This window comes from Paracoccus acridae, from assembly GCF_014642735.1.
Classification (GTDB): domain Bacteria; phylum Pseudomonadota; class Alphaproteobacteria; order Rhodobacterales; family Rhodobacteraceae; genus Paracoccus; species Paracoccus acridae.
This window is the reverse complement of sequence record NZ_BMIV01000001.1, coordinates 81,622-106,542: the sequence shown is the minus strand read 5'-3', so window position 1 is coordinate 106,542 and position 24,921 is coordinate 81,622. Positions and strand designations below refer to the sequence as shown.

Sequence of the window (24,921 nt, the reverse complement as noted above, 5' to 3'; positions counted from 1 at the left end):
GCCCCGCGCCTTCGCAAGACCCGCCATGCAAAAGGGCCCCCGAAGGGGCCCCTGCGAAGCTGCGACCGATCAGCGCGCGCCGACCTCGATATAGTCGCGCTTGCCCTCGCCCACGTACAACTGGCGCGGGCGGCCGATCTTGGCCTGCGGATCGGCGATCATTTCCTTCCACTGCGCGACCCAGCCCACCGTGCGCGACAGCGCGAAGATCGGCGTGAACATCGAGGTGGGGAAGCCCATCGCCTCTAGGATGATGCCCGAATAGAAATCGACGTTGGGATAAAGCTTCTTCTCGATGAAGTACTCGTCCTCGAGCGCGATCTTTTCCAATTCCTTGGCGACCTGCAGCGTGGGGTTGTCGTGGATGCCCAGAAGCTCCAGCACCTCGTCGGCCGATTCCTTCATGACCTTCGCGCGCGGGTCGAAGTTCTTGTAGACCCGGTGGCCGAAGCCCATCAGCTTGAAGGGATCGGACTTGTCCTTCGCCCTGGCGATGTATTCCGGGATGCGGTCCACTGTGCCGATCTCGCGCAGCATCTCCAGGCAGGCCTGGTTCGCGCCGCCATGGGCCGGGCCCCACAGGCAGGCGATGCCGGCCGCGATGCAGGCAAAGGGATTGGCCCCCGACGACCCGGCCAGACGCACGGTCGAGGTCGAGGCATTCTGTTCGTGATCGGCGTGCAGGGTGAAGATGCGGTCCATGGCGCGGGCCAGGGCCGGATCGACATGATATTTCTCGGCCGGGACCGAGAAGCACATGTGCAGGAAGTTGCTGGCGTAATCCAGTTCGTTCTGCGGATACACGAAAGGCTGGCCGATCGAGTATTTATAGGCCATGGCCGCGATGGTGGGCACCTTGGCGATCAGCCGGATCGCCGCGACCTCGCGCTGCCAGGGATCGTTGATGTCGGTCGAATCGTGATAGAAGGCCGACATCGCGCCGATTACGCCCACCATGGTCGCCATGGGATGCGCGTCGCGGCGGAAGCCCCGGAAGAAGTTGTGCATCTGTTCGTGAACCATCGTGTGACGGGTCACGCGACGTTCGAAATCCACCATCTGCTCGGCCGTCGGCAGTTCGCCGTACAGCAGCAGATAGCAGACCTCCAGATAATGGGACTGGGCCGCCAACTGCTCGATCGGATAGCCGCGATACCACAACTCGCCCTTGTCGCCATCGATGAAGGTGATGGTCGAATCGCAGCTTGCGGTCGAGGTGAAGCCGGGGTCATAGGTGAACACGTCCGCCTGCCCATACAGCTTGCGGATGTCCAGGACATCCGGCCCCTGCGTCGGGCGAAGGATCGGAAGCTCGTATTCGGAGTCGTTGATCTTGAGTGTGGCGTTCGTCGCGTCGGCCATCCAAGGCGTCCTTTCCGGCTGGGCCGGGCCGACCTTCGATTGAACGGGGGACGACCCTGGCATGTAAGGGCAGGCCTTCAGCCTGCCAAATCCGTCTGGTCCTGCAACCGGGCCAGCGATTCCTCGCGGCCTAGCGCCGTCATCATGTCAAACACACTGGGGGTCGTCGTGCGGCCAGCCAAGGCTGCCCGCAAGGGTGCCGCAAGCTTGCCCAGGCCCACGCCGTTCTCCTCGGCAACCTGCTTGGCCGCCTGCTCCAGTTCGTCTCGGGTCCAGCTAACATGCTGCACTGCGGCAGTCAACGCGGACAGCATACCACGGGATACCGAATCCAGAGACTTTGATGCTTTTTCATCCGGTTCCACGGGCCGATCGATCAGGGCGAAGCGGGCCTGATCCAGCAGTTGCGGCAGGGTCCTGGCCTTTTCCTTCAGGGCCGGCAACGCCGCCGTGATCCGGTTCCGCTGTTGCGGGGTCAGGGGCGCGGCGTCCGTGTCGGCCAGGAATTGATCCAGAACCAACAGCAGGTCGTCGTCCGCCATGGTGCCGATATGATGGCCGCTGACATGTTCCAGCTTCTTGAAATCCAGCCGGGCCGGCGCGCGGTTGATCCCGGACAGGTCGAACCATTCCCGCGCCTGGGCGTCGTCGAACAGCTCGTCATCGCCATGGCTCCAGCCCAGGCGGGCCAGATAGTTGCGCATCGCCGCCGGAGGATAACCCAGGGCCGCGAATTCGTGCAGGCCCACGGCGCCGTGACGCTTGGACAGCTTCTTGCCGTCCTCGCCATGGATCAGCGGGATATGGGCAAAGACCGGGCGCGGCCAACCCATCGCATCGAAGATCTGGACCTGGCGGAAGGTGTTGGTCAGGTGATCGTCACCCCGGATCACATGGGTCACGCCCATGTCGTGGTCATCCACCACCACCGCCAGCATATAGGTGGGCGTTCCATCGCTGCGCAGGATGATCATGTCGTCCAGTTGGTCGTTGCCTACGCGGACCGTGCCCTGCACCGCGTCCTCGATCACCGTTTCCCCGTCGCGGGGTGCGCGCAGGCGGATGGCATGGGGCGCATCCGGCAGGTCCGTCGCGTCGCGCCAGGGGCTCTGGAAGGACTGGCGCGGGTTCGCCTCGCGCCACTGGGCGATCTCCTCGGGGGTCGAGAAGCATTTGTAGGCGGTGCCCGCCGCCAGCATCTGCAGGGCCACCTCGGCATGGCGATCCTTGCGCTGGAACTGGCTGACCGGTTCGCCGTCCCAGTCCAGGCCCAGCCAGGCCAGGCCCTTCAGGATCGCCTCGGTCGCCTCGGGCGTGGACCGGGCGCGGTCGGTATCCTCGATCCGCAGCAGGAACTTGCCGCCCCGGCCCCGCGCGTAAAGCCAGTTGAACAGCGCCGTCCGCGCGCCGCCGATATGCAGATAGCCGGTCGGCGAAGGGGCAAAACGGGTGACGACGGGGCGGTCTGCGGGTGTGTCGGACATGGCGGCCTTCCTCGGGTCGGTGCGGGCATTAACGCTTTGGTAAGCTGTCCATGCCATCGTTGCCGCAGGAATAGAGAAGCCAGTGCGAAAGGACAAGAATGGCCGCCCAGGGCGACATGACGGCGCTGCCGGGCTTTTCGGGCACGCGGGCGGCCTCGCGGCACGCGACCGTGCGGCCTGCGCGCATGGGGGCCACGTTGCGCGCCGGGCTGTTCGCCTGGGTCCCGGTCTGCCTGGCCGCCGGGATCGCGCTGTGGTTCGCCCTGCCCGCCGCGCCCGGTCGCGGAACATGGTTCACCCTGGGATGTCTGGCCGCTCTGGCATTTGCCGGGGGACGGCTTGCCCTGCCCTGGGCCGAACGGGGGCGCATCGGCTGGGCCTTGGCCGACGGGCTGCGGATCGGCACCGCGGCGGCGCTGCTGGTCATCGCGGGCTTCGGCCTGATCGGGTTGCGATCCGCCATGGTCGCCGCCCCGATCATGGAATGGCGTTATTACGGCCCGGTCGAGGGGCGGCTGGTCGAAATCGACCGTTCGGCCCGCGACCGGATCCGCATCACGCTGGACCGCGTGGTGCTGCGCGACACCGCGCCCGACCGCACCCCCGACAAGGTGCGGCTGTCGCTGATGGACCAGACCGACCCGCTGCCGCCCCTGGGCCAGCGGGTCATGCTGACCGGCCATCTTGGTCCGCCCCCTGCCCCGGCATCCCCCGGCAGCTTCGATTTCCGTTGGCTTGCCTGGTTCGAAAGCCTGGGCGCCGTCGGATATACCCGCACCCCCATCCTGACGGTGGAACCGGCCGAGGGGGGCATGTGGGCCATGCACCGTGCCCGCCTGGCGATCAGCCGGGCCATTCAGGACGGCATCGGCGGGCAGGAAGGCGCGGTCGCATCGGCCCTGATGACCGGCGACCGGTCCGGGATCGAGGAAGCCACGAACGAGGTGATGCGGGCCTCGAACCTGTACCACATCATCTCGATTTCCGGCCTGCACATGTCCATGCTGGCAGGCTTCGTCTATGCCGCCCTGCGCATGGCCCTGGTGCTGGCGCAGGGCCTGGGCGCGCCCCTGCCCCAGGCCGTCCACAAGATCGCGGCGATGGGCGCACTGCTGGCGTCGGCCGCCTATCTGTGGCTGTCGGGCGGCGGCGTCGCCACGGAACGCGCCTTTGTCATGGTCGCGGTGATGCTGCTGGCGATCATGGCCGACCGCCGCGCCATTTCCCTGCGCACCATCGCCCTGGCCGCGACCATCATCCTGATCTATTCGCCCGAGGCCGTGACCCATCCCGGCTTCCAGATGAGCTTTGCGGCCACCGTCGCCCTGATCTTGTCCGCCGGGCCGTGGTCGCGCATTTCGCCGCATGTGCCCTTCTGGCTGCGGCCGGTGGCGATGCTGATCGTATCCTCGCTGGTGGCATCCATCGCGACCTCGCCCCTGGCTGCGGCGCATTTCAACCGGATGGCGCAATACGGCCTGCTGGCGAACCTGCTGGTCGTCCCGGTAATGGGCGCCCTGGTGATGCCCGCAGGCGTGATCGGCGCGCTGCTGGCCCCGGTGGGCCTGGCGGAGCCGGCGCTGTGGGTCATGGGCCTGGGCACCCGCTGGATGCTGTGGGTGGCGGACTGGGTGGCGGGCCTGGGCGGTGCGGTGACGGCCCTGCCGCTGCCGCCCGCGCCGGTGATTCCGCTGATGTGCTTCGGGGCCACGCTGGCGGTGCTGTGTTGGCGCGAAGGCCTGACCGCGCGGCGGCCCGGCCTGCTGGGCTGTGGCTTTCTTGCAGGCATCGCGATGCTGGCGGCATCCACCGCGATCTGGCTGACGGCCAGCCGCCCCTTGGTTCTGATCGCGCCCGAGGGCGAGGCGGTGGGGCTGATGACCATGGCGGGGCGTGCGGTGTCCAAGCCCTCGGGCGGGGCCTTCGTGGTCAGCACCTGGCTGCAGGAAGACGGCGACATGGCCACGCAGGAGGAATCCGCCGCCCGCCCCGCCTGGCAGGGCGACAAGCGCGACCGGATGGCCACCCTGCCGCAGGGTTGGGAAATCTGGCATTTCACCGGAAAGGGTGCGGCCGACCGCGCGCCCGCCGCCTGCCAGGCGAAACGGATGGTGGTCCTGTCGGAAAAGCTTCCCACGCGCGCCGACTGGCCCTGCGTGATGCTGGACCTGGGGCGCCTGCGGATCACCGGTGCCGTGACGGTCGAGATGGGCGACCAGGGCCCCGTCCTGCGCGGCGTCAACCAGATGCTGCGCAGTCCGGGGTGATTGGGCCTCAGATGCCCGCGTCGATGATCGCGCGGGCCAGGACCGGCACGGTATGCTGGTTCAGCCCCGCGATGTTCAACCGCGAATCCCCCACCATGTAGATCGCCGCGTCCGATTTCAGCTTTGCCACCTGTTCCGGCGTGGCCCCCAGACGCGAGAACATGCCCCGGTGCTGACCGATGAAGTCGAAGCGGTCGCTGCCCGACAGGTCGCGCAGTTCCGATGCCAGCTGCGACCGCAGGCCCAGCATGGTGTTCCGCACCTCCTCAAGCTCGGCCGCCCAATCGGCGCGCAGCGCATCGTCGGTCAGGATGGTGCTGACGATCCGCGCACCATGATCCGGCGGGAAGGAATAGTTCTGCCGGTTCAGGAAGGCCATCGACCCCTGGGCCAGATCGCGCGCCGCGGTGTTTTCCGCCAGAGCGAACAGGATGCCGGTGCGTTCGCGATAGATGCCGAAGTTCTTGGAACAGGAGGCCGCGATCAGCACCTCGGGCAGGCGCTGCGCGATCATGCGGGTGGCGGCCGCGTCTTCCTCCAGCCCGTCGCCGAAGCCCTGATAGGCCAGGTCGATCAGCGGGATCGCGCCGGATTTCTCCAAGATCGCCGCGACTTCGTCCCATTGTTCCATGGACAGGTTCGCGCCGGTCGGGTTGTGGCAGCAGCCGTGCAGCAGCACGATGTCGCCCTTGCCCGCCTTGGCGATGTCGGCCTTCAGCCCGTCGAAATCGACGCCCCGCGTTTCCGCGTCGAAATAGCGGTATTCGACGAAGGGCAGGCCCATGAACTTCATGATCGACAGGTGATTGGGCCAGGTTGGGTTCGACACATAGACCGTCACCCCCGGATTGGCGAGCCGCGCCAGTTCCAGCGCCTGCCGGATCGCGCCGGTGCCGCCCACCGTCGCCAAGGACGCCAGCCGGTCCCCCGGCACGTCCTTCAGCACCATCCGGGCCATGGCATTGCGGTATTCGGGTTCGCCCGCCAGGCCGGTATAGGCCTTGGTGGTCTGGCTTTCCCAGATCCGCTGTTCCGCCGCCTTGACCGCCCGCATGACCGGAGTCACCCCCTGGGGGTCCTTGTAGACGCCGACGCCCAGGTCGATCTTGCCCTGCCGGGTATCGGCCTTGAACTCCTCGATCAGCTTCAGGATCGAATCGGGGGCTTGGGGTTTCAGGTTCGACAGCATTCAGGCGTCTCCGGTTGCGATGGGCAGGTCCGGGAAGCTGCCCCATTCGGTCCAGCTTCCGTCGTAAAGCGAGTGGTTGCGGTGCCCGATCCGTTCCAGCGCAAGCGACAGCACGGCGGCGGTGATGCCGCTGCCGCAACTGGTGATGACGGGCTGTTTCAGATCGACGCCGGCGGTTTCGAACTCGGCCCGCAGGGCATCGGGCGCCTTCATGGTGCCGTCCGCGTTCAGCAGCCGCCCGAAGGGGACGTTCTTCGCTCCGGGAACATGGCCGGACCGCAGGCCGGGGCGCGGCTCTGGCGCCTCGCCGCGGAACCGTTCGGGCGCGCGGGCATCGACGATCTGGTGATCGCCCAGCTTGCTGGCCAGGGCCACCTGGGTCACGTCGCGGACCAGCCCCGCCTGGCGCTGCACGGTGATGTGGCGGTCGCGCAGGATCGGGGCCATGTCCTCGACCGGGCGGCCCTCGGCCTGCCACTTGGCGAAGCCGCCATCCAGCACGGCGACATCGGTCTTGCCCATCAGGCGGAAGGTCCACCAGACCCGCGCGGCACTGCGCACGTCGGAATTGTCATAGACCACCACCTGATGCCCGTCGCCCACGCCCATCGCCCGCATCCGGGAAATGAACATTTCGACCGGCGGGGCCATGTGCGGCAGGGCGCTGCGCTTGTCGCTGATCGCGTCGATGTCGAAGAACCGCGCAGCCGGAATATGGGCGGTGTCATATTCGGCCCGCGCATCGCGGCCCGTGGCCGGCATGTGCCAGCTTGCATCCAGGATGCGCAGGTCGGGATCGTTCAGATGCGCCGCCAGCCATTCGGTCGAGACCAGCGTTTTCGGATCGTCCTGCATGGCCCCCTCCGCCTTGGTGCGGGCCTGATCTACAGGGGGCCGGTCCCCCTTGCAATGCCTTGTCAGCCCTGCTTCAGCAGCCGCTGCTTCTGGCGGTTCCAGTCGCGCTTGGCGTCCGTTTCGCGCTTGTCGTGGTTCTTCTTGCCCTTGGCGACGCCGATCTTCAGCTTCACGATGCCGCGGTGGTTGAAATACATCACCAGCGGGATCAGCGTCATCCCCTCGCGCCCGACGGCCTGCCACAGCCGCGCCAGTTCCTTGCGGCTGACCAGCAGCTTGCGCTTGCGGCGTTCCTCGTGCCCGAAGACCCCGGCCTGCTTGTAGGCGGCGATATAGCCGTTGATCAGCCAAAGCTCTCCGTCCTCGACCGAGGCATAGCTTTCGGCGATGTTGGACTGGCCGGTGCGCAGGGACTTCACCTCGGACCCGGTCAGGACGATGCCGACCTCGAGGTCGCTTTCGATGAAGTAATCAAAGCGCGCCCGCCGGTTCTCGGCGATGATCTTGTAGTTCTTGTCGGGATCCTGGGCCATGACGGCGATAGATAGGCAGCGGCAGGGGGCGTGTAAAGGTCGGGAAATCGCCGTTGCCCCCCGTCGGGCGACCGCCTTACCACTGTCGGCAAGCGAAAGGACCGCCATGACCCCTGCCCCGCGCAACCTTGTCACCGACATTCCCGGCCTGCGCGTCGGCAATGCCGCCGATCCGCGCCTGAAATCGGGCGTCACCGTGCTGACCGCCGATATGCCCTTCGCGGCGGCGGTCCATGTGATGGGCGGCGCGCCCGGCACGCGCGAAACCGACCTGCTGGCGCCGGACAAGCTGGTGTCCCAGGTCGATGCGCTTGTGCTGTCGGGCGGGTCGGCCTTCGGGCTTGCCGCCTGCGACGGAGTGATGGCGGGCCTGGCTGCTGCGGGGCGGGGCTTTGCCGTCGGTCCGGCACGGGTACCCATCGTGCCGGGGGCGATCGTCTTCGACCTGCTGAATGGCGGCGACAAGGACTGGGCCGAGAATCCCTATCCGGCGCTTGGCCGGGAAGCCCTTGCCAAGGCGGCGGCGGATTTCGCCATCGGCACGGCGGGGGCGGGAACCGGGGCCAGCACGGGCAACCTGAAGGGCGGGCTGGGATCCGCCTCGGCCCGGCTGTCGAATGGGGTGACGGTGGGCGCGCTTGTGGTGGTCAATGCGCTTGGGCAGGCGACGGTGGGGGGCACGCGAAACTTCTGGGCCGCGCCCTGGGAACTGGACGGCGAATATGGCGGCCTTGGCCTGCCGCCGGCATTTCCCGCCACGGATGAACCTGCGCCGGTGAAACGCCTGGGCGAGGCGACCACGATCGCCATCGTCGCCACCGACGCGGCTCTGGACAAGGCGGGGCTGCAGCGGCTGGCGATTGCCGCCCATGACGGCATGGCCCGCGCGCTTGTGCCCAGCCATACCCCTTTCGACGGGGATCTGGTCTTTGCCGTCTCGACCGGTGCCAGGCCCTTGGCCGATCCCGTTGCCGATCCCTTCCTGCTGGGACATGCCGCGGCCACATGCCTGTCGCGGGCGATTGCGCGGGGCGTGCATGCCGCAAGCCCTGCGCCGGGCGACCTGCAACCCTGCTGGAGCAGTCTTCGGGCATGAGAAAGGGACGGTGCGCGACCGGCGCACCGTCCCAGATCAGAGAGAGGGTCGCCAAGAGGGAAGGCTTAGCGATACCGTTCCAACGCGGCCGGGCGCAAATGGTTCACGGGTTTCGCCCTTGGCGCGATTTTTTTTTGATGCCACGCGTTGCGCCGCCCCTGCTTTGACATCACCATGCCTACGTGCTGATCTTGGGCAACCGATACGGAGCCAGCCATGACCAAACATTCAACCGACCTGAAGACCCTGCTGCGCGATCCGTCGCTGCTGGAAACCCGCGCCTTTGTCGCGGGCGAATGGGTCGATGCGCGGGACGGCGCCACCTTCGACGTCATCAACCCCGCCCGCGGCGATGTCATTGCCAAGGTGGCCGACATGGACCGCCAGGACGCCGCCCGCGCCATCGAGGCGGCGGCCGAGGCGATGAAGGGCTGGGCCGCGCGCACCGCCAAGGACCGCGCGGGCGTGATGCGCAAGTGGTTCGACCTGATGATGCAGAACCAGGACGACCTCGCCCGCATCCTGACCGCCGAGATGGGCAAGCCCTTCCCCGAGGCCAAGGGCGAGATCGCCTATGGCGCCAGCTTCATCGAATGGTTCGGCGAGGAAGCCAAGCGCGTTTATGGCGAAACCATCCCCGGCCACATGCCCGACAAGCGCCTGACCGTGCTGCGCCAGCCGATCGGCGTGGTGGGCAGCATCACGCCCTGGAACTTCCCCAACGCGATGATCGCCCGCAAGGTCGCGCCGGCCTTGGCCGTGGGCTGCGGCTTCGTCGCCCGCCCGGCGGCGGAAACCCCGCTGTCCGCCCTTGCCATGGCGGTGCTGGGCGAACGCGCGGGCCTGCCCAAGGGGATCCTGTCGGTGGTGACCTCGTCGCGGTCCTCCGATATCGGCAAGGAGTTCTGCGAGAACCCGCTGGTGCGCAAGCTGACCTTCACCGGCTCGACCGAGGTGGGACGGATCCTGCTGCGCCAGGCCGCCGACCAGGTCATGAAATGCAGCATGGAACTGGGCGGCAACGCGCCCTTCATCGTCTTCGACGATGCCGACCTGGACGCGGCGGTGGAAGGCGCGATGGCATCGAAGTTCCGCAACAACGGCCAGACCTGCGTTTGCGCCAACCGCATCTATGTCCAGGCGGGCGTCTATGACGCCTTCGCGCAGAAGCTTGCGGCGGCGGTGGACAAGCTGCGCGTGGGCGACGGGCTGGAGGACGGCGTGACCACCGGCCCCCTGATCAACGAGGACGCCGTGGAAAAGGTCGAGGAACATATCCGCGACGTGCTGGACGGCGGCGGCCAGGTCGTCACCGGGGGCGAACGGATGGAGGGGCTGTTCTTCAAGCCCACTGTCGTCACCGGCGTCACCGACCGCATGAAGGTCGCGACCGAGGAAACCTTCGGCCCCCTCGCCCCCCTGTTCCGGTTCGAGACCGAGGAGGAGGTCGTCCAGAAAGCCAACGACACGATCTTCGGGCTGGCGTCCTATTTCTATGCCCGCGACATCGGCCGCATCACTCGCGTCCAGGAAGCCCTGGAATACGGCATCGTCGGCGTGAACACCGGCATCATCTCGACCGAGGTGGCGCCCTTCGGGGGCGTCAAGCAGTCGGGACTGGGTCGCGAAGGCAGCCGCCATGGCATCGAGGACTATCTGGAGCTGAAATACATCTGCCTGTCGCTGTGACAAACCGCAACAATCTCCGACCCTTGCGGGAACGCGGCGCGGCCCTGGCGCATTGATCCCGCAAGACCCGGCCTTTGCGGGTCACGTCGCCAACATGAAAGGGAACACGTCATGGAAGGTATCGGCTGGCTTCTCGCAATCATCCTGGGTGCCATCGCAGGCTGGATCGCCGAGAAGATCATGAAGTCGAACATGGGCCTGCTGATGAACATCGTCGTCGGCATCATCGGTGCCCTGATCGGTAACTTCATCTTCGACCTGATCCTCGGCTCCAGCGCCGAAGGCAGTGTTTTGGGGCAGTTGGTCGTCGCCGTGATCGGCGCCTGCATCCTGATCTGGCTGGTCCGCCTGGTGCGCGGCCGGACCTGATTACCCCCTGAACGGAAAAGGGCCGGTGCGCATCGACGCACCGGCCCTTTTTCATGGTCGTCACCGGCAAGGATCAGCGGCCCTCGTCGTCCTCGTCCTCATCCGCGTCAGGCAGGTTGAAGAAGCTGTCGGCGTCCAGATCGCGCTCGGGCGCCTTGTCCTCGTCCCGCGTTAGCGAGAAATTCTCAAGCCCCGCGATCGAGGAGGGCAGGCGCGGCTCGTCGCTCATCGAGAGCGAGGTCTCGGTGCTGACCAGCTTGCGGCGTTCGTCGTCGCTCATCACCTCGCCGGTGGCGGCGGCCTTCTTGGCGGCCTTCTGGACGGCGGCGTCCAGTTCGGTCTGGCGGCACAGGCCCAGGGCGACCGGGTCGATCGGCTGCATGTTCTGGATGTTCCAGTGGGTCCGTTCGCGGATCGAAGCGATCGTGGGCTTCGTCGTCCCCACCAACTTGGCAATGGCCGCGTCCGGCAGTTCGGGATGGAACTTCACCAGCCACAGGATCGCGTTCGGCCGGTCCTGGCGCTTGGACAGCGGCGTATAACGCGGCCCGCGGCGCTTTTCCTCGCCTTCGGCGGCGGGGTTGTGCTTCAGGCGCAGCTTGTAGGTGGGGCTGGCCTCGCCCTTGCGGATTTCCTCGGGGTCAAGCTGGTGCGAGGCGACCGGGTCATAGCCCTTGACGCCTGCCGCCACGTCGCCGTCGGCGATGCCCTGCACTTCCAGTTCGTGCAATCCGCAGAAATCGCCGATCTGCTTGAAGCTCAGCGTGGTATTGTCCACCAGCCAGACGGCGGTCGCCTTGGCCATCAAAGGCTTGCTCATGTCCATCTCCTTCGTGTGTCTGCCCCGAACAGCAGGCTTCAGGCCGGAAAAACGGCTTTTGGCGGGTGCCATTCCTCGTTTTCGGGGGGAATTGTCGGGTCATATAGCGATTCCGGCGCGCGGGGAAAAGAGGATTCGCGTTGTCAGATGGACGCCAGTCGCCGTGCAGGGCATGGTGTCGCCATGAAGGCCGCATTCCTGATCCCGCTTCTGCTGGCCCTGTGGCCGGTCCCCGCCCCCGCCGATGGGGTGGCGGGCGATTTCGATTACTATGTCCTGGCGCTCAGTTGGCAGCCGGGCTGGTGCCGGGCCACGGGCGATGAACAGGGGGCCCGGGAATGCGACAAGGGCAGCGGCCTGGACTTCACGGTCCATGGGCTTTGGCCCCAATATGAACGGGGATGGCCGGAATATTGCGACACACCGGAGCGCGACCCGTCGCGGCGAGAGGTGCAGGCCATCGGCGACCTGATGGCGCCGGGGCTGGCCCTTTACCAATGGCGAAAACATGGCCGCTGTTCGGGCCTGTCGGCGGCGGAATACCTTTCGACCCTGCGGCAGGCCGCCGAAAGCGTGGAAATCCCCCGGCCGTTCGACGGCCTGCCCCGTGACATCACCCTGCCGCCCGTGGTTGTCGAGGAGGCCTTCATCGAGGCCAATCCCGACCTGACCCCTGCAGGTGTCACCGTCACCTGCAAGGCCGAGGCACTGCAGGAAGTCCGCATCTGCCTGACCCGCGACCTGACGCCGCGGGATTGCGCGCCAGACGTGCGGCGCAACTGTTCCCGGGCACGGGTGCTGATGGAAAGGGTGCGGTAAAAGGGGGCGCTGCCCCCGTCCTTCGGACTCCCCCGGGATATTTTTGCACAAGAGATGGCGCGTGTTCAGCGTTTCTTAAGATCTGCCGCGTTAAGTGGTCGTGCGATACAGGCGGGGACGCCGATGACCGCCACAGGAGATGCCACAGGCCTTGAGGACGGGTGCCCGCAAGGCCTGTTTGCCTGTTCCATCTTCTGTGCTTCAAATATCCCCGCCGGAGGCTTCTGCCCGCGCCTCAGGCACCATCGCCCGCCACTTTCAGGACGATCTTGCCGATATGCTGGCTGCTTTCCATCCGCCGATGCGCCTCGGCCGCGTCCTTCAGGTCGAATTCGCTGTCGATCCTGACCTTGACCGTTCCCGCCGATATCAGCGGCCACAACCGCTTGCGCAGGGCTTCGGCGATCTCGGCCTTGGCGGCGTCCGATTGCGGGCGCAGCGTCGATCCGGTGACGGTCAGGCGCTTGGCCATGATCTGCGCGAAGTTCAGTTCCACCTTGGGCCCCTCCAGGAAGGCGATCATCACCAGACGCCCCTCGAGGGCCAGGGCCTTGATGTTCCTGGGGATATAGCTGCCCCCCACCATGTCGAGGATCAGGTCCGCCCCGTCCTCGGCCGCCATGACCTTGGTGAAATCCTCGGTCCGGTAATTGATCGGATGAGCGCCCAGGGCAGCGATGGCCGCGCATTTCTCGTCGCTGCCGGCGGTGGCGAAGACGCGGGCGCCCAAGGCGCGGGCGATCTGGATCGCCATCATGCCGATGCCGGAACTGCCGCCATGGACCAGGAAGCGTTCGCCCCCCGTCAGCCCGCCGCGCGTGACGACATTCGACCAGATGGTGAAGGCGGTTTCCGGCAGGCAGGCCCCTTCGCGCAGGCCCAGGCCATAGGGGATGCGCAACGCGTGATCGGCATGGCAGGCCACATATTCCGCGTAACCGCCCCCCGGCAACAGCGCGCAGACCTGCTCTCCCTTTTTCCAGCGGGTGACGCCCGCGCCCATGCCCACGATCTCGCCCGAGGCTTCCAGCCCCGGCAGGTCGGAGGCGTCGGGCGGGGGGGCATAGCTGCCCTGGCGTTGAAGCACGTCGGGCCTGTTCACGCCCGCATAGGCCACGCGGATCAGGATCTGGTCGTGGCGCGGCACCGGAACCGGGCGGCTGGTCAGCCGCAGCGCATCGGCATTACCGGGCGCGGCGATCTCGACCGCGTTCATGGCATCGGGAAACATTCCTACTCCTTGCGTCAGGGACGGATGCGGCCGGGCAGGTCGCGCGGTCCGGGCGCGCGGATCCAGCCAAAGGCCATCCGCGCCAACGTTTCCGCACCCGGCAGCTTGCGCAAGGTCGATTTCGCCGATTCGAACCGCATGACCCCGTCGATGCGGCGGTCGATGAAGCCGCGGGTTTCCGCATGGTCGGGTGAATCGTCCCCCAGCCAGAACAGCACCGTGGCGCTGATGACCGCCGACAGGGTGGCGCGTTTCGAATACCAGTTCACGTCGCGCGACGCGTCACCAAGCCCGGTCCAGATCACATCCGCCGTTTCCCAGACCAGCCGGGCCGCCAGCGCGGCATTCTGCGGCAAGGACAAGGTGGCGGCCCCCGCTCGCACCAGTTCCGCATCGACCAGCATCAGGCGGCGCCAGATCGCCTCGGCCACGCGGTCGCGGAAACGCCCGCCCGGCGGGGTTTGCGACAGGCTGTCGCGCAGCATCGCATCCGCCCGGCGGTGATAGGCGGCGGCAAGGCCCGCGCCGCCTTGCGGGAAATGCACACGCGCCAGGTCGGGCGACATGTTCAGGTCGCGGGCGCCCGCCATCAGGGCGCGGTCGTTCATCCCCTCGAAGGGGACATGCGCCAGGGCGGCGTCAAGAAGGGCGTCGCGGTCGGTTCGGGTCATGGGCGGCCTCTCTGGACAAGGGCGCCCGGCTTTGATAGGGGGGCGCATCCTGCAATCTTTGCAACTCTAACCTAGGAAGGTGGTGACAACCACATGCAGGTCAACGTTCGCGACAACAACGTCGAACAGGCGCTTCGTGCCCTGAAGAAGAAACTTCAGCGCGAGGGCGTGTTCCGCGAAATGAAGCTTCGGCAGCATTTCGAGAAACCGTCCGTCAAGAAAGCCCGTGAGCAGGCCGAGGCCGTGCGCCGCGCCCGCAAGCTGGCCCGGAAAAAGGCCCAGCGCGAAGGCGCCCTTTAAGGGTCGCGCCCAGGCGCACTGCAAGACGACGCGACAGCGTTTCATGACAAACCCCCGTGGTGAAAGCCGCGGGGGTTTGCGTTTGGCCCATCCACGACCAAAACGAAGTTGCCTCAACGATCAACGTGTGTGACGTTTTTGTGATCTTCTGTGGTGTATGAGTGTCATGAGTTCAGGAAACGGTTTTCCCAACCGAGGCATATCCCGATTGGCCGCCATCCCTCGCCACACGGGGACAAGGTTTCACGTTCCGATCCTGATGGGGTTCTTGATCGCCGATGCCGTCCTGATCCTGCTTCATTCAGGTCTCGGCTTGCTGTTCCTGCAGGGATCAATTGCCACCTTCCCCGAGATCCTGCGCATCGACCGCGACTGGGCCTTGGGCGAGATACTGAATTATATCAAATGGCTTGCTCTTGCGGGTCTATCAGCGCTGCTGCTGAACAGGCACAGGCAGGTCATTTTCCTGGGGTTTGCCATCTTTTCCGTTGTTGCCTTGCTGGACGACAGCCTCCAACTGCACGAACGCTTTGCTTCGACCTTGGTCGCGGCGATTGCTCCTGGCCTGGACCTCCCGCCGGGGGCTGGAGAGCTGATCTTCATCGCAGCCGAAGGGATTGCAGTTGCCGGAACGCTGGTCTATGGCTGGATCAAGGCCCCCTTCATCATCAGACGCCTAACCGTTCCGCTGTTCCTTTTCCTCGGGGGCGCTGCATTCTGCGCCGGCGCGATCGATTTCCTGCATGTCTATACTCCGGCCTATTCAATACTCGGCGGAATTGCCGGCATTCTCGAGGACGGCGGCGAGATGGTGTTCCTGTCGCTGGCGGTCGGCCATGCGGCCGGCCTGTCCTTGCAAGCCCAAGCGGCACCCGCCTGAGCCGCTACTTCCGCAGATGCAGGTCCAGGGCGTCCATCGTCGATGGCGCCATCAGCGAACCGTGATTTTCTTGGGGATAGGGGCGATACAGGGTCTCGATCCCCCGGATCTGCGACAAGATGCGAATCAGTGATGTCGGATCGTGGGGATGACCCTGGCGTGCCCGTCCCGCCTGCGCGATCATCACGGGGATCGCCGGATCGACGATCCCGCCCGCTGCCGCGACACCGCCCGCGAAAGCCTGCGCCTCTCGCTGCGATTCGCCCGCGTTCCACCAGACGGAAGGATCGGCGGCGACATAGCGGGCGAACAGATGCGGACGGGTGAACAGCGCGTGCAGGACGAACAGCCCGCCCAGCGAATGGCCATAGATGGTCATGTCCTTCCGGTTCAGCGGATAGCGGCGGGCCAGTTCGGGCAGCAGTTGATCGGCGATCATGGACAGGAACGCCTCTCTTCCGCCGGTCAGGCGGTCGGCAGGGGCCGCGCGATAGAACAGGATCGGCTGGACCGGCTTCATCGAACGCGAGGTCAGGTCGCGCCAGCGGCGGATGGCGCCTTCGTATCCGATGGCGAACAGGATCACCGGCGCCTTTGCAGCCCTGGCCTCTCGATGCTGCCAGAATTGCGGAAAGGTCTTGCGGCCGTCCAGCGACAGGATCGCCGAATATCCCTGGGGCGGGGGCGGCGCATCGGGAAGGCCCACATGGATCCGCCATTGCGCGTCCGGTGGGCCGAAGGGGAAATGGCTGGCGCGGGGATGGATGATCTCGTCCACCGGGTCTTGCGGGGCCTGGGCCAGGGACGGCAAGGCCGCGGTGGCGGCCATCAGGGACAGCAGGTGGCGGCGGGCCAGGATCATGTCACACCGGGATCGCGGTCGTGCGGAATACCGTCCGCAGCGCGAAGGACGAATGCATCTGCGCCACGCCCGGCAGACGGGCCAGATGCTGGCGGTGGATGCGGGCGAAATCGTCGGTATCCTCGACCACGATCTTCAGCAGGTAATCGGCGGTCCCCGCCATCAGATGGCATTCCAGCACGTCCGGGATCGCGCGCACGCCCTTTTCGAACGCCTCCAGCACCTCGTCCGCCTGGCCGGACAGGGTGATCTCGACGAAAACCGTGGTCTGGCGGCGCAGCTTTCGCGCATCCAGCAGCGCGACATAGCCGTGGATCACGCCCGTCTCCTCAAGCCGCTGGACGCGGCGGTGGCAGGCGGATGGCGACAGATGCACCCGCAGCGCCAGTTCGGCATTGCTGATTCGACCCTCTTTCTGAAGAAGGGCCAGGATCCGGCGGTCTATTGCATCAAGATCGGACATGACGGGATATTCTTCGACCGCCGCGCCGATTTCCACCTGTTTCTGCGTCTGACCGGGATCATCCGGCCAAACCTTCGCAGCACCTTGCGACAGGCCGGTGCCACACTGGCCCAAAACAAGGGGAGGATGACATGAAGATCGGCTGTCCAAGGGAAATCAAGCCGCAGGAATTCCGCGTGGGCCTGACCCCCGCCGCCGCGACCGAGGCCGTGTCCCGCGGCCACGGGGTCATCGTGGAAAGCGGCGCGGGTCTTGGCGCGGGCTTCACGGACGACGACTATGCGGCCGCGGGTGCCAGCATCGCGCCGGATGCGAAATCCGTCTTCGATGCGGCGGACATGATCGTGAAGGTCAAGGAACCGCAGGCCGCCGAACGCGCGATGCTGCGCGACGGGCAGGTGCTGTTCACCTATCTGCACCTGGCGCCCGACCCCGACCAGACCCGCGACCTGCTGGCCTCGGGCGTGACGGCCATCGCCTATGAAACCGTGACGGATGCGCGCGGCGGGCTGCCCCTGCTGGCGCCGATGTCCGAGGTCGCGGGACGGCTGGCCCCGCAGATGGGCGCATGGGCGCTGCAAAAGGCCAATGGCGGACGCGGGGTGCTGCTGGGGGGGGTGCCGGGCGTCCGGCCCGCGAATGTCGTGATCATCGGCGGCGGCGTGGTCGGCACGGCGGCGGCACGGGTGGCCGTGGGCATGGGAGCCAATGTGACGGTCACGGACCGTTCGGTGGCGCGGCTGTCATACCTCGACGACATCTTCATGGGGCGGCTGACGACGCAATATTCGAACGCGGCCGCCACGGCCGACCTGATCCGCAGGGCTGACATGGTGATCGGCGCGGTGCTGATCCCCGGCGCTGCCGCGCCCAAGCTGGTGTCGCGCGACCAGTTGGGCACGATGCAGCCCGGTGCGGTTCTGGTGGATGTGGCCATCGACCAGGGCGGCTGCTTCGAGACCTCGCGCCCGACGACCCACCAGGACCCCATCTATGAGGTGGACGGGATCGTGCATTACTGCGTGGCGAACATGCCCGGCGCCGTGGCGCGGACCTCGACCCAGGCGCTGGGAAACGCGACGCTGCCCTTCACGCTGGCGCTTGCCGACAAGGGTTGGCGCCAGGCGGTGCTGGAGGATCCCCACCTGCGCGCGGGCCTGTCGACGCATCAGGGGCACTTGACCTCGCCCCCGGTGGGCGAGGCATTGGGGCTGGAGGCGATCACGCCCGACCAGGTGCTGGCAAGCTGAAGCCGGCGCGGCGCTTGGGTCAGATCCGCGGCGCGGGACGGTCGGCCCAAGCGGTCCGATCCGCCAGCAGGTCGCGGATCTGGGCCAGCAATTCTTCTTGCGTGGGGCCGGCCGCGACTTCCTCCTTGGGCCTTACCGCCATGCGTTGCAGCCGGTTCACCGCCTTGACCAGCAGAAAGACCGCCCAGGCGATGATCAGGAAGTTCAGCACCGCCATGGCGAAGGCGCCATAGGCAAAGACTGCCGCACCCGAATCGCGGGCGGCGGCAAGGCTTGCGCCTTCGGGGACATTGCCTGACAGGACGAAATATTTGTTGGTGAAATCCACCCCGCCGGTCAGCAGACCAAGGATCGGGTTTATAAGGTCGGCCACAAGGGAATTCACGATCGCCGTGAAGGCCGCGCCTATGATGATCCCGACGGCAAGGTCGATGACATTGCCGCGGGCGATGAATTCCCTGAACTCTCTGATCATGACAGCTTTCCTGTAAGCCACGCGCCATCCTGACGCCTGCAGATCATGCTGTCCCGACAATCAAAAAGCAATTCCGCGGATGAAACGGCCCGCCCGGTCGCAGGCGGGCCAATTCGCGGCTCAGTTGGTTTCGGCCAGCTTGGCGTCGATGACGCCCTTGATGCCGTCCCAGGGCTGGTTCTGGACCTTCTCGCCGCCGATGATGAAGGTCGGCGTCGCCTCGATCTCGTCGGCGCTGGCGTTCTGCTGGAAGGTCGCAATCAACTGTTCGGCCTTGGCGGTGTCTTCCCAGCAGGCGGTCATCTGTTCCTCGGTCATGCCGGCCTTGAGGCCGATCTTGCGCAGGTTGGCCGCGATCTCCTCGCCAGTGCCGCCGGCCAGCCATTCCTGTTGTTCGTCGAACAGCATGTCGGACACGGCATAGTACTTGTCGTCCCCGCCGCAGCGGGCCAGGACGCCCGCCCACAGGCCTGGCTGGTCGAAATAGACGTCGCGCTGGATGAATTTCACCTTGCCGGTATCGACATATTCGGCCTTCAGCTTCGGCCAGTTTTCCTGGTGGAAATTGGCGCAATGGCCGCAGGTGAAGCTGGCGTATTCGACGATGGTCAGCGGCGCGTCCTGGGCCCCCAGGGCGATGTCCGGCAGCGTTTCGGCCTGTGCGGCAGGGGCGTCCTGCGCCATGGCGGCGGGGGCGGCAAAGGCAAGCGCCAGGGCGGCGGCGGCAGAACGGATCAGCATGGAAAATCCTTTCGGTGGTTCCGGTGTCGTTTGGTTGCGATGTTCACAGCCAGCAGGGCCATCGCCTCGGCCAGCGTGGGATCCTGGAACTGGCGGGCGATCAGGTCGGCCTGTTCGCGGATCTGCGGATCGGGCGGCGCGGCCTTGGGGGGCGCGGCGGCAAAGACCGCCTGCCCTTCGGCAAATCCGCTGGCCGCCGTCTGGGTCAGCACGATGCGCTGCACGGCGTTATAGCCATAGCAGGCGTTTACCCGTTCGCGCAGTTGCGGCAGCTGCATTTCGACCAGCGGCGCGGTCGGACCGGTCGTCAGCAGGGTCAGCGTCGCGCCGAATCCGGTGCGCGCATGGCTGATGCGCACGGGCCGGGTCATGGCCGCAAGCTGGGGTCCGGCGATTTCGGGCCAGTGGGTCAGAAGACGCGCCATGGCGAAGCCCCGCCCCTCGGCCGCCTTCTGGACCCGGTCGGCCAGCAGGATCGCGGCCTGCTGGAAGCCGCGCCTGCGGCGGGCCATGTGTTTCGGATTGTGGTCGGGCGGTCGTGCCATCTTTGCCTGCCGGGCTATCACCCCCATATCCTTATCAGACGCTTTCCCGGATGAAAGCCGGGCAACGGAAACGAGGGACTGATAATTGCGTGACACCAAGGTGATCGCCCCGCGACTGCTGGACTGGTACGACCGCCATGCGCGTGTCCTGCCCTGGCGCATGCCCCCGGGCGGCGGCAAGGCCGACCCGTATCGCGTCTGGCTGTCCGAGGTGATGCTGCAGCAGACCACGGTGGCGGCGGTGAAGGCCTATTTCGAACGCTTCACGACGCTGTGGCCGACCGTGCAGGATCTGGCGGCCGCGCCCGACGCGCAGGTCATGGCCGAATGGGCGGGACTTGGCTATTACGCCCGCGCCCGCAACCTGCTGGCCTGCGCCCGCGCGGTGGCGGCAGCGGGCGGGTTCCCAGAGACGCGAGAGGGGTTGCAGGCGCTGCCGGGGATCGGGGCCTATACCTCCGCCGCGATCGCGGCGATTGCCCATGACGCGCCGGAAACCGTGGTGGATGGAAACGTCGAACGCGTCGTGGCGCGGCTGTTCGCGGTGGAAACGCCCCTGCCCGGCGCCAAGCCCGAACTGGTGGCGCTTGCGGAAACGCTGACCCCACGCTCGCGACCCGGCGATTACGCGCAGGCGATGATGGACCTGGGCGCGACCATCTGCACGCCCCGCAGTCCCGCCTGCGGCATCTGCCCGCTGATCCACGACTGCGACGCCCGCGCCCAGGGCATCGCCGCCAGCCTGCCCCGCAAGGCGCCGAAAGCCGCCAAGCCCGACCGGACCGGCATCGCCTGGGTCGCCCGCCAAGGCGACGCGGTGCTGTTCGAGGAACGCCCGGCCAAGGGACTTTTGGGCGGCACGCTGGCCTTCCCTTCGGCCCTTTGGGACGGGCGCGACCTGCCGCCGCCGGGCGGGGCGCAGTGGCGGGAAATCGGCCATGTCCGCCATGTCTTCACCCATTTCAACCTGTCCCTGCAGGTGATGCTGGGCGATCTGGACGGGCCGCCCGCGCGCGGCCATCTGGTGCCCCTGCGGCATATCGACCGAGAGGCGCTGCCGGGCCTGATGCGCAAGGTCTGGGATATGGCGCGGGCCGAGATCGCCGCATAAGATCGCGGGCATGAGCGATTCAACCCCAGGCAGATTGCCGCCCGCCGCGCCTTTCTGGATGTCCGTGGTCATGCTGCCGCTGGTCGGGGTGGCGGCGGCCTGGGGCGGGTTCTGGTTCATGCTGCTGCCCGCCTATGCCTGGTATCTGACCACCGCCCTGGACGGCGTGCTGGGCAAAAGTGGCGCCAATCCCGACCCCCGGACGGACATCGCGCGGCTTTTCTGGCATCGGGCGATCACGGTGATCTGGTTCCCGCTGCAATTCGCCGCGATCTTCGGCTGCATCTGGTATGCGACCCGTGCGGGCCATCTGACGGCGCCGGAAAAGCTGGGCCTGTTCTTCGGCATCGGCGTTCTGTCCGGCACCATCGGCATGGTCTATGCGCACGAGCTTCTGCACCAGAAGACGGCGGTGGAACGCTGGATGGGCGATCTGCTGCTCGCCTCGACCCTGTATTCCCATTTCCGGACCGAGCATCTGCTGGTCCATCACGCCTGGGTCTCGACCCCCCGCGATGCGGTATCGGCGCGCTATAACGAAGGGTTCTATCGCTTTTTCTGGCGCGTTCTCCTGCAGGGTCCGCGCAGCGCATGGCGGGCCGAACGGCGGTTGCTGGCCCGTGCCGGGCGCAGCCCCTGGGACCGGCGCAATCCGTTCTGGCGCTATGGGATGCTGCAAGGGGGGATGGTCCTGCTAGCCCTGGCCCTGGGCGGTCTGCAGGGGCTGGGACTGTTCGTCTTCCAGGCCTTCGTGGCGATCTGGCAGCTGGAACTGACGAATTATGTCGAACACTATGGCCTGACGCGCAAGCATCTGGGCGAGGGGCGGTATGAACATATCCTGCCGCGCCACAGCTGGAACGCCAGCCACAGGGTGTCGAACTGGCTGCTGATCAACCTGCAGCGCCATTCGGACCACCACTACAAGCCGGACCGGCGCTTTCCCCTGCTGCAAACCTATGGGCAGGACGAGGCGCCGCAACTGCCCCTGGGCTATCCGGCGATGACCTTCGTGGCGATGGTCCCGCCCTGGTGGCGGCGGCGCATGAACCCGCGCGTCCGCGCCTGGCGCAGGCAGTTCTATCCCGAGGTGACGGACTGGGGCCCCTATAACCGGGGCGATCTGCCGATGCCCAGGAACGCCCTTTAGGGCACGATCACCCGCGTGCCGGGCCGCGCATGGCGCGCGATCCAGACCAGGTGCGGACGCGCAAAGGCGATGCAGCCCTCGGTCCCGTATCCCGGCCTTCGCCATTGATGCAGGAAGATCGCCGAGCCCCGGCCCGGCACGGCATCCGGCCAGTTCCAGTCGGTCGTCAGGATCAGATCGTAAAGCGGATCGGCCCGGCGCAGCTTTTCATGGCTGGCTTTCAAAGGTGCGCGGGCATGGTGGTTGTAACCCGGATGGTCCGGCGCGTCGCACCACAGGTCGCCCGGCCCGATGGGTCGCGCCCAGGGGGCGGGCCGCGCCAGCCGGTCGGGACGATACCAAAGCCCGGTGATCCGCATCATCCCGGCAGGCGTGGCCTTGTCGCCCTCGCGCTTGTCGCGGGTGACGCCGCGCTTGCCGATGCTGCACGGAAAGACCCGCCCGCGAAAGCGCACCCCTTGCGGCGTCAGGACCAGATCGTCGGGCCTCACAGCAGATGCCCCGACTTTTCGGCCTTGGTGTCCAGATAAGCCTCGTTGAAGCGGTTGCGGCCCACGACCAGCGGCACGCGTTCCGTCACCGCGATGCCGTGGCTTTCCATCATCGCCACCTTGCGCGGGTTGTTGGTCATCAGCCGGGCTTGCGTGAACCCCATCCGCCGCAGCAGGGCCGCGCCAATGCGGAAATCGCGCTCGTCATCCTCGAACCCAAGCCGGTGATTGGCCTGCACCGTGTCGAAGCCCTGGTTCTGCAACGCATAGGCGCGCATCTTGTTGGCAAGCCCGATCCCCCGGCCCTCCTGGTTCAGATACAGCAGCACCCCCTGCCTCGCCTGCCCCATCGCCGTCAGGGCGGCGTGCAGTTGCGGGCCGCAGTCGCATTTCAGGCTGCCCAGCACGTCGCCGGTGAAGCAGGCCGAATGCAGCCGCGCCAGCACCGGGGCGTCGCGGGGCGGATCGCCGATCTCGATGGCGTAATGCTCGGCCCCGCCGTCGTCGGGGCGGAAGATATGCAGCCGCGACCGTTCCGCCGCCAGCAGCGGCAGATTGGCGGCGGCGACCGGGGCCAGGGCGGCTTCGTGCGCCAGCCGCGCCAGCAAGGGGCCGGGGGCGATCTGCGTCAGGCCCGGCAGGGGTTCCGACGGAACCACCAGCACGGCGGGCAGAAGCTGCGCGGACTTCGCCAGCGCAAGCCCTGCCAGATGCGGGGTGGCATCGCCTTCGCGTTCCGTGAACAGCGGCCCCTTCATCGGCGTCATCAGATCGCCCGAGGGATCGGCAAGCGCCCGCAGCCAGGCATGATCGGCGCTGTCGGGCACGATCACCCGCGCCAGCCCGTCGTCATAGGCCCGCGCCTTCAGCGTCTCGGCCCGCCGTTCGGTCAGCGCCAGCACGGGGCGGCCAAGTGCGCGGATCGCCTCCAGCCGCGGGGGCGCCAGGGTTTCCACCGCCGCGACCAGGCAGGGGCCGATCATCACCGGCAGCCCCATGCGCAGGTCGCTGCGCGCGCGCGACACGGTTTCGGCCAGGGTGGGGATCAGGCTCATCGGCGATCCTGCGAATTTGAAACAATCTGAAACATAAAGGCCCCGGCCGACAACTCCATGTGAGATTTCCGACATGATGCTGGACGGTCGGGCAAGCCTCGCCCACCTACTCGCGCAATGAGATTGAGGAGGCAACATGCCCGGACTGAAAAAGATCCTGCTTGTCGATGACGAGGAAGACCTGCGCGAGGCCCTGGCCGAACAACTGACCGCCACCGACGAATTCGACGTGACCGAGGCCGGCACCGGCGCGGGCGCCGTGGACGCGGCCAAGGGCGCGATCTTCGATCTGGTGATCCTGGACGTGGGCCTGCCCGACACCGACGGGCGCGAATTGTGCAAGAAGCTGCGCAAGCTAAACGTGAAATGCCCCATCGTGATGCTGACCGGCCACGACACCGATGCCGACACGATCCTGGGCCTGGACGCGGGCGCGAACGACTATATCACCAAGCCGTTCAAGTTCCCGGTCCTGCTGGCCCGCCTGCGCGCGCAACTGCGCACGCATGAACAGTCCGAGGACGCGATCTTCCAGCTTGGACCATACACCTTCAAGCCGGCGATGAAGATGCTGATCGACGGCAAGGACCGCAAGATCCGCCTGACCGAGAAGGAAACCAACATCCTCAAGTTCCTGTATCGCGCCCAGGACGGGGTGGTGGCCCGCGACGTGCTGCTGCACGAGGTCTGGGGATACAATGCGGGCGTGACGACGCACACGTTGGAAACTCACATCTATCGTTTGCGCCAGAAGATCGAACCCGATCCCAGCAATGCGCGGCTGCTGGTGACGGAGTCGGGGGGCTATCGGCTGGTAGCCTGACCGGACAAGACCGACCTTGCAGGGCCTGGCATGATGCCGGGCCCTTTGCATGTCCGGCAAGCGCCTTGCGACCCGGATCCATGCGCAGGGGTTCCCGTGAATGCAGCCATCAGGGACAGACAGGCGCCGGATCAGGGCCTTCCTGACCATCCTGTGCCTGCAATGCCCTGACTGGAAAGATCATTGGCGATGTGTTTTTTCGCGGCCTTCGGGGCAAGGCGGCGCGCAATCGTCTGCACCAGGTCGGTCAGCCCCTCTCCCGATCCTTGCTGGTCTCATCCTTCATCATCCCAACCCGATCTGCTGGGCCAGCATCTATCCCTGTTTTCCATTGCGGTTCCGAAGTTCGTGGATGACTGCGCCCGGCATCTGACGGTTGACAGGTCCCTG

General features: G+C 66.6%; 26 protein-coding genes. 11 read left to right on the top strand and 15 right to left on the bottom strand.

The window, feature by feature from the left end; all coding sequences use genetic code 11:
• Positions 1 to 69 precede the first annotated feature (69 nt).
• Together gltA and gltX are read right to left on the bottom strand one after the other, a co-directional pair.
• A complete protein-coding gene (gene gltA / locus IEX25_RS00535) occupies positions 70 to 1,362 on the bottom strand; it encodes a citrate synthase (RefSeq protein ID WP_103173477.1) in 1,293 nt (430 codons plus the stop codon).
• Between the two features lie 77 nt (positions 1,363 to 1,439).
• Positions 1,440 to 2,846, bottom strand: coding sequence for a glutamate--tRNA ligase (gene gltX, locus IEX25_RS00530; RefSeq protein WP_188713598.1), 1,407 nt, complete (start codon positions 2,844 to 2,846; stop codon positions 1,440 to 1,442).
• Between the two features lie 98 nt (positions 2,847 to 2,944).
• On the opposite strand from gltX, the gene IEX25_RS00525 reads away from it, so the two are divergent.
• Complete coding sequence (locus IEX25_RS00525) at positions 2,945 to 5,113, top strand: ComEC/Rec2 family competence protein (RefSeq protein WP_229664973.1); 2,169 nt, start codon at positions 2,945 to 2,947, stop codon at positions 5,111 to 5,113.
• A 7-nt stretch (positions 5,114 to 5,120) separates the two neighbouring features.
• On the opposite strand, the gene IEX25_RS00520 is transcribed toward IEX25_RS00525, so the two are convergent.
• The 3 genes from IEX25_RS00520 to smpB all read right to left on the bottom strand — a co-directional run bounded on the left by IEX25_RS00520 (position 5,121) and on the right by smpB (position 7,690).
• Positions 5,121 to 6,302 carry an amino acid aminotransferase gene (locus IEX25_RS00520; protein ID WP_188713597.1) on the bottom strand — a complete coding sequence of 394 codons (1,182 nt, stop codon included), beginning with the start codon at positions 6,300 to 6,302 and terminating at the stop codon, positions 5,121 to 5,123.
• Entirely contained in the window at positions 6,303 to 7,157 is an 855-nt protein-coding gene (sseA, locus tag IEX25_RS00515; protein WP_188713596.1) for a 3-mercaptopyruvate sulfurtransferase, read from the bottom strand.
• A 62-nt stretch (positions 7,158 to 7,219) separates the two neighbouring features.
• Positions 7,220 to 7,690 (bottom strand): SsrA-binding protein SmpB, encoded by a 471-nt coding sequence (gene smpB, locus IEX25_RS00510; RefSeq protein WP_103173481.1) that lies wholly within the window; start codon positions 7,688 to 7,690, stop codon positions 7,220 to 7,222.
• 106 nt (positions 7,691 to 7,796) lie between these two features.
• Between smpB and IEX25_RS00505 the strand changes: the two genes are divergently transcribed.
• From IEX25_RS00505 to IEX25_RS00495, 3 genes are all read left to right on the top strand, one after another.
• Entirely contained in the window at positions 7,797 to 8,786 is a 990-nt protein-coding gene (locus IEX25_RS00505) for a P1 family peptidase (RefSeq protein ID WP_188713595.1), read from the top strand.
• Positions 8,787 to 9,002: 216 nt separating this feature from the next.
• Positions 9,003 to 10,475, top strand: a complete 1,473-nt coding sequence (locus IEX25_RS00500) for an NAD-dependent succinate-semialdehyde dehydrogenase (protein WP_188713594.1) — start codon at positions 9,003 to 9,005, stop codon at positions 10,473 to 10,475.
• 111 nt (positions 10,476 to 10,586) lie between these two features.
• The gene (locus tag IEX25_RS00495) at positions 10,587 to 10,844 is read left to right on the top strand and encodes a GlsB/YeaQ/YmgE family stress response membrane protein (RefSeq protein ID WP_103173484.1); all 258 of its coding nucleotides are present in this window, start codon (positions 10,587 to 10,589) and stop codon (positions 10,842 to 10,844) included.
• A gap of 73 nt (positions 10,845 to 10,917) precedes the next feature.
• On the opposite strand, the gene IEX25_RS00490 is transcribed toward IEX25_RS00495, so the two are convergent.
• Positions 10,918 to 11,664 carry a DUF1013 domain-containing protein gene (locus IEX25_RS00490; protein ID WP_103173485.1) on the bottom strand — a complete coding sequence of 249 codons (747 nt, stop codon included), beginning with the start codon at positions 11,662 to 11,664 and terminating at the stop codon, positions 10,918 to 10,920.
• Positions 11,665 to 11,847: 183 nt separating this feature from the next.
• Between IEX25_RS00490 and IEX25_RS00485 the strand changes: the two genes are divergently transcribed.
• Complete coding sequence (locus IEX25_RS00485) at positions 11,848 to 12,483, top strand: ribonuclease T2 family protein (protein ID WP_188713593.1); 636 nt, start codon at positions 11,848 to 11,850, stop codon at positions 12,481 to 12,483.
• 235 nt (positions 12,484 to 12,718) lie between these two features.
• Here IEX25_RS00485 and IEX25_RS00480 read toward each other — a convergent pair whose 3' ends face one another.
• Together IEX25_RS00480 and IEX25_RS00475 are read right to left on the bottom strand one after the other, a co-directional pair.
• Positions 12,719 to 13,714: an NAD(P)H-quinone oxidoreductase gene (locus IEX25_RS00480; protein ID WP_188713592.1), complete on the bottom strand. Its 996-nt coding sequence runs from the start codon at positions 13,712 to 13,714 to the stop codon at positions 12,719 to 12,721.
• Between the two features lie 14 nt (positions 13,715 to 13,728).
• Positions 13,729 to 14,385, bottom strand: coding sequence for a COQ9 family protein (locus tag IEX25_RS00475; protein WP_188713591.1), 657 nt, complete (start codon positions 14,383 to 14,385; stop codon positions 13,729 to 13,731).
• A gap of 93 nt (positions 14,386 to 14,478) precedes the next feature.
• On the opposite strand from IEX25_RS00475, the gene rpsU reads away from it, so the two are divergent.
• Entirely contained in the window at positions 14,479 to 14,685 is a 207-nt protein-coding gene (gene rpsU, locus IEX25_RS00470; RefSeq protein WP_103173489.1) for a 30S ribosomal protein S21, read from the top strand.
• A gap of 268 nt (positions 14,686 to 14,953) precedes the next feature.
• A complete protein-coding gene (locus IEX25_RS00465; protein ID WP_188713590.1) occupies positions 14,954 to 15,565 on the top strand; it encodes a DUF8692 domain-containing protein in 612 nt (203 codons plus the stop codon).
• Positions 15,566 to 15,569: 4 nt separating this feature from the next.
• Here IEX25_RS00465 and IEX25_RS00460 read toward each other — a convergent pair whose 3' ends face one another.
• Together IEX25_RS00460 and IEX25_RS00455 are read right to left on the bottom strand one after the other, a co-directional pair.
• Complete coding sequence (locus IEX25_RS00460; protein WP_188713589.1) at positions 15,570 to 16,427, bottom strand: alpha/beta hydrolase; 858 nt, start codon at positions 16,425 to 16,427, stop codon at positions 15,570 to 15,572.
• A gap of 1 nt (position 16,428) precedes the next feature.
• Complete coding sequence (locus IEX25_RS00455) at positions 16,429 to 16,890, bottom strand: Lrp/AsnC family transcriptional regulator (RefSeq protein WP_103173147.1); 462 nt, start codon at positions 16,888 to 16,890, stop codon at positions 16,429 to 16,431.
• A gap of 131 nt (positions 16,891 to 17,021) precedes the next feature.
• On the opposite strand from IEX25_RS00455, the gene ald reads away from it, so the two are divergent.
• A complete protein-coding gene (gene ald / locus IEX25_RS00450) occupies positions 17,022 to 18,140 on the top strand; it encodes an alanine dehydrogenase (protein ID WP_188713588.1) in 1,119 nt (372 codons plus the stop codon).
• Between the two features lie 19 nt (positions 18,141 to 18,159).
• On the opposite strand, the gene mscL is transcribed toward ald, so the two are convergent.
• The 3 genes from mscL to IEX25_RS00435 form a co-directional block, all read right to left on the bottom strand.
• Positions 18,160 to 18,615 (bottom strand): large conductance mechanosensitive channel protein MscL, encoded by a 456-nt coding sequence (mscL, locus tag IEX25_RS00445; RefSeq protein WP_103173127.1) that lies wholly within the window; start codon positions 18,613 to 18,615, stop codon positions 18,160 to 18,162.
• A gap of 120 nt (positions 18,616 to 18,735) precedes the next feature.
• Positions 18,736 to 19,356: a DsbA family protein gene (locus IEX25_RS00440; protein ID WP_188713587.1), complete on the bottom strand. Its 621-nt coding sequence runs from the start codon at positions 19,354 to 19,356 to the stop codon at positions 18,736 to 18,738.
• The gene (locus tag IEX25_RS00435; protein WP_103173146.1) at positions 19,350 to 19,901 is read right to left on the bottom strand and encodes a DUF721 domain-containing protein; all 552 of its coding nucleotides are present in this window, start codon (positions 19,899 to 19,901) and stop codon (positions 19,350 to 19,352) included. The genes IEX25_RS00440 and IEX25_RS00435 overlap by 7 nt, the downstream gene beginning before the upstream one ends.
• A gap of 85 nt (positions 19,902 to 19,986) precedes the next feature.
• Between IEX25_RS00435 and IEX25_RS00430 the strand changes: the two genes are divergently transcribed.
• Both IEX25_RS00430 and IEX25_RS00425 read left to right on the top strand, forming a co-directional pair.
• Entirely contained in the window at positions 19,987 to 21,012 is a 1,026-nt protein-coding gene (locus IEX25_RS00430; RefSeq protein WP_370463817.1) for an A/G-specific adenine glycosylase, read from the top strand.
• Positions 21,013 to 21,082: 70 nt separating this feature from the next.
• Positions 21,083 to 22,162: an alkane 1-monooxygenase gene (locus IEX25_RS00425; protein ID WP_229664972.1), complete on the top strand. Its 1,080-nt coding sequence runs from the start codon at positions 21,083 to 21,085 to the stop codon at positions 22,160 to 22,162.
• Here IEX25_RS00425 and IEX25_RS00420 read toward each other — a convergent pair.
• Entirely contained in the window at positions 22,159 to 22,653 is a 495-nt protein-coding gene (locus IEX25_RS00420; RefSeq protein WP_188713585.1) for a L,D-transpeptidase family protein, read from the bottom strand. The genes IEX25_RS00425 and IEX25_RS00420 overlap by 4 nt on opposite strands.
• Complete coding sequence (gene ribA / locus IEX25_RS00415; protein WP_188713584.1) at positions 22,650 to 23,708, bottom strand: GTP cyclohydrolase II; 1,059 nt, start codon at positions 23,706 to 23,708, stop codon at positions 22,650 to 22,652. Before ribA ends, IEX25_RS00420 begins: the two co-directional genes overlap by 4 nt.
• A 136-nt stretch (positions 23,709 to 23,844) precedes the next feature.
• Between ribA and IEX25_RS00410 the strand changes: the two genes are divergently transcribed.
• Positions 23,845 to 24,531, top strand: a complete 687-nt coding sequence (locus tag IEX25_RS00410) for a response regulator transcription factor (protein ID WP_103173122.1) — start codon at positions 23,845 to 23,847, stop codon at positions 24,529 to 24,531.
• The last annotated feature ends 390 nt before the right edge of the window (positions 24,532 to 24,921 follow it).

Excerpts from the sequence above, each read along its gene's own strand:
- rpsU (WP_103173489.1), top strand. The coding sequence starts at position 14,479 with ATGCAGGTCAACGTTCGCGACAACAACGTCGAACAGGCGCTTCGTGCC.
- IEX25_RS00485 (WP_188713593.1), top strand. The coding sequence starts at position 11,848 with ATGAAGGCCGCATTCCTGATCCCGCTTCTGCTGGCCCTGTGGCCGGTC.
- IEX25_RS00410 (WP_103173122.1), top strand. The coding sequence starts at position 23,845 with ATGCCCGGACTGAAAAAGATCCTGCTTGTCGATGACGAGGAAGACCTG.
- mscL (WP_103173127.1), bottom strand. The coding sequence starts at position 18,615 with ATGATCAGAGAGTTCAGGGAATTCATCGCCCGCGGCAATGTCATCGAC.
- IEX25_RS00495 (WP_103173484.1), top strand. The coding sequence starts at position 10,587 with ATGGAAGGTATCGGCTGGCTTCTCGCAATCATCCTGGGTGCCATCGCA.
- IEX25_RS00490 (WP_103173485.1), bottom strand. The coding sequence starts at position 11,664 with ATGAGCAAGCCTTTGATGGCCAAGGCGACCGCCGTCTGGCTGGTGGAC.
- gltA (WP_103173477.1), bottom strand. The coding sequence starts at position 1,362 with ATGGCCGACGCGACGAACGCCACACTCAAGATCAACGACTCCGAATAC.
- IEX25_RS00480 (WP_188713592.1), bottom strand. The coding sequence starts at position 13,714 with ATGTTTCCCGATGCCATGAACGCGGTCGAGATCGCCGCGCCCGGTAAT.
- sseA (WP_188713596.1), bottom strand. The coding sequence starts at position 7,157 with ATGCAGGACGATCCGAAAACGCTGGTCTCGACCGAATGGCTGGCGGCG.
- IEX25_RS00505 (WP_188713595.1), top strand. The coding sequence starts at position 7,797 with ATGACCCCTGCCCCGCGCAACCTTGTCACCGACATTCCCGGCCTGCGC.
- IEX25_RS00500 (WP_188713594.1), top strand. The coding sequence starts at position 9,003 with ATGACCAAACATTCAACCGACCTGAAGACCCTGCTGCGCGATCCGTCG.
- gltX (WP_188713598.1), bottom strand. The coding sequence starts at position 2,846 with ATGTCCGACACACCCGCAGACCGCCCCGTCGTCACCCGTTTTGCCCCT.
- ribA (WP_188713584.1), bottom strand. The coding sequence starts at position 23,708 with ATGAGCCTGATCCCCACCCTGGCCGAAACCGTGTCGCGCGCGCGCAGC.
- smpB (WP_103173481.1), bottom strand. The coding sequence starts at position 7,690 with ATGGCCCAGGATCCCGACAAGAACTACAAGATCATCGCCGAGAACCGG.
- ald (WP_188713588.1), top strand. The coding sequence starts at position 17,022 with ATGAAGATCGGCTGTCCAAGGGAAATCAAGCCGCAGGAATTCCGCGTG.
- IEX25_RS00475 (WP_188713591.1), bottom strand. The coding sequence starts at position 14,385 with ATGACCCGAACCGACCGCGACGCCCTTCTTGACGCCGCCCTGGCGCAT.
- IEX25_RS00460 (WP_188713589.1), bottom strand. The coding sequence starts at position 16,427 with ATGATCCTGGCCCGCCGCCACCTGCTGTCCCTGATGGCCGCCACCGCG.
- IEX25_RS00440 (WP_188713587.1), bottom strand. The coding sequence starts at position 19,356 with ATGCTGATCCGTTCTGCCGCCGCCGCCCTGGCGCTTGCCTTTGCCGCC.
- IEX25_RS00435 (WP_103173146.1), bottom strand. The coding sequence starts at position 19,901 with ATGGCACGACCGCCCGACCACAATCCGAAACACATGGCCCGCCGCAGG.
- IEX25_RS00455 (WP_103173147.1), bottom strand. The coding sequence starts at position 16,890 with ATGTCCGATCTTGATGCAATAGACCGCCGGATCCTGGCCCTTCTTCAG.
- IEX25_RS00525 (WP_229664973.1), top strand. The coding sequence starts at position 2,945 with ATGGCCGCCCAGGGCGACATGACGGCGCTGCCGGGCTTTTCGGGCACG.
- IEX25_RS00520 (WP_188713597.1), bottom strand. The coding sequence starts at position 6,302 with ATGCTGTCGAACCTGAAACCCCAAGCCCCCGATTCGATCCTGAAGCTG.
- IEX25_RS00425 (WP_229664972.1), top strand. The coding sequence starts at position 21,083 with ATGCTGCCGCTGGTCGGGGTGGCGGCGGCCTGGGGCGGGTTCTGGTTC.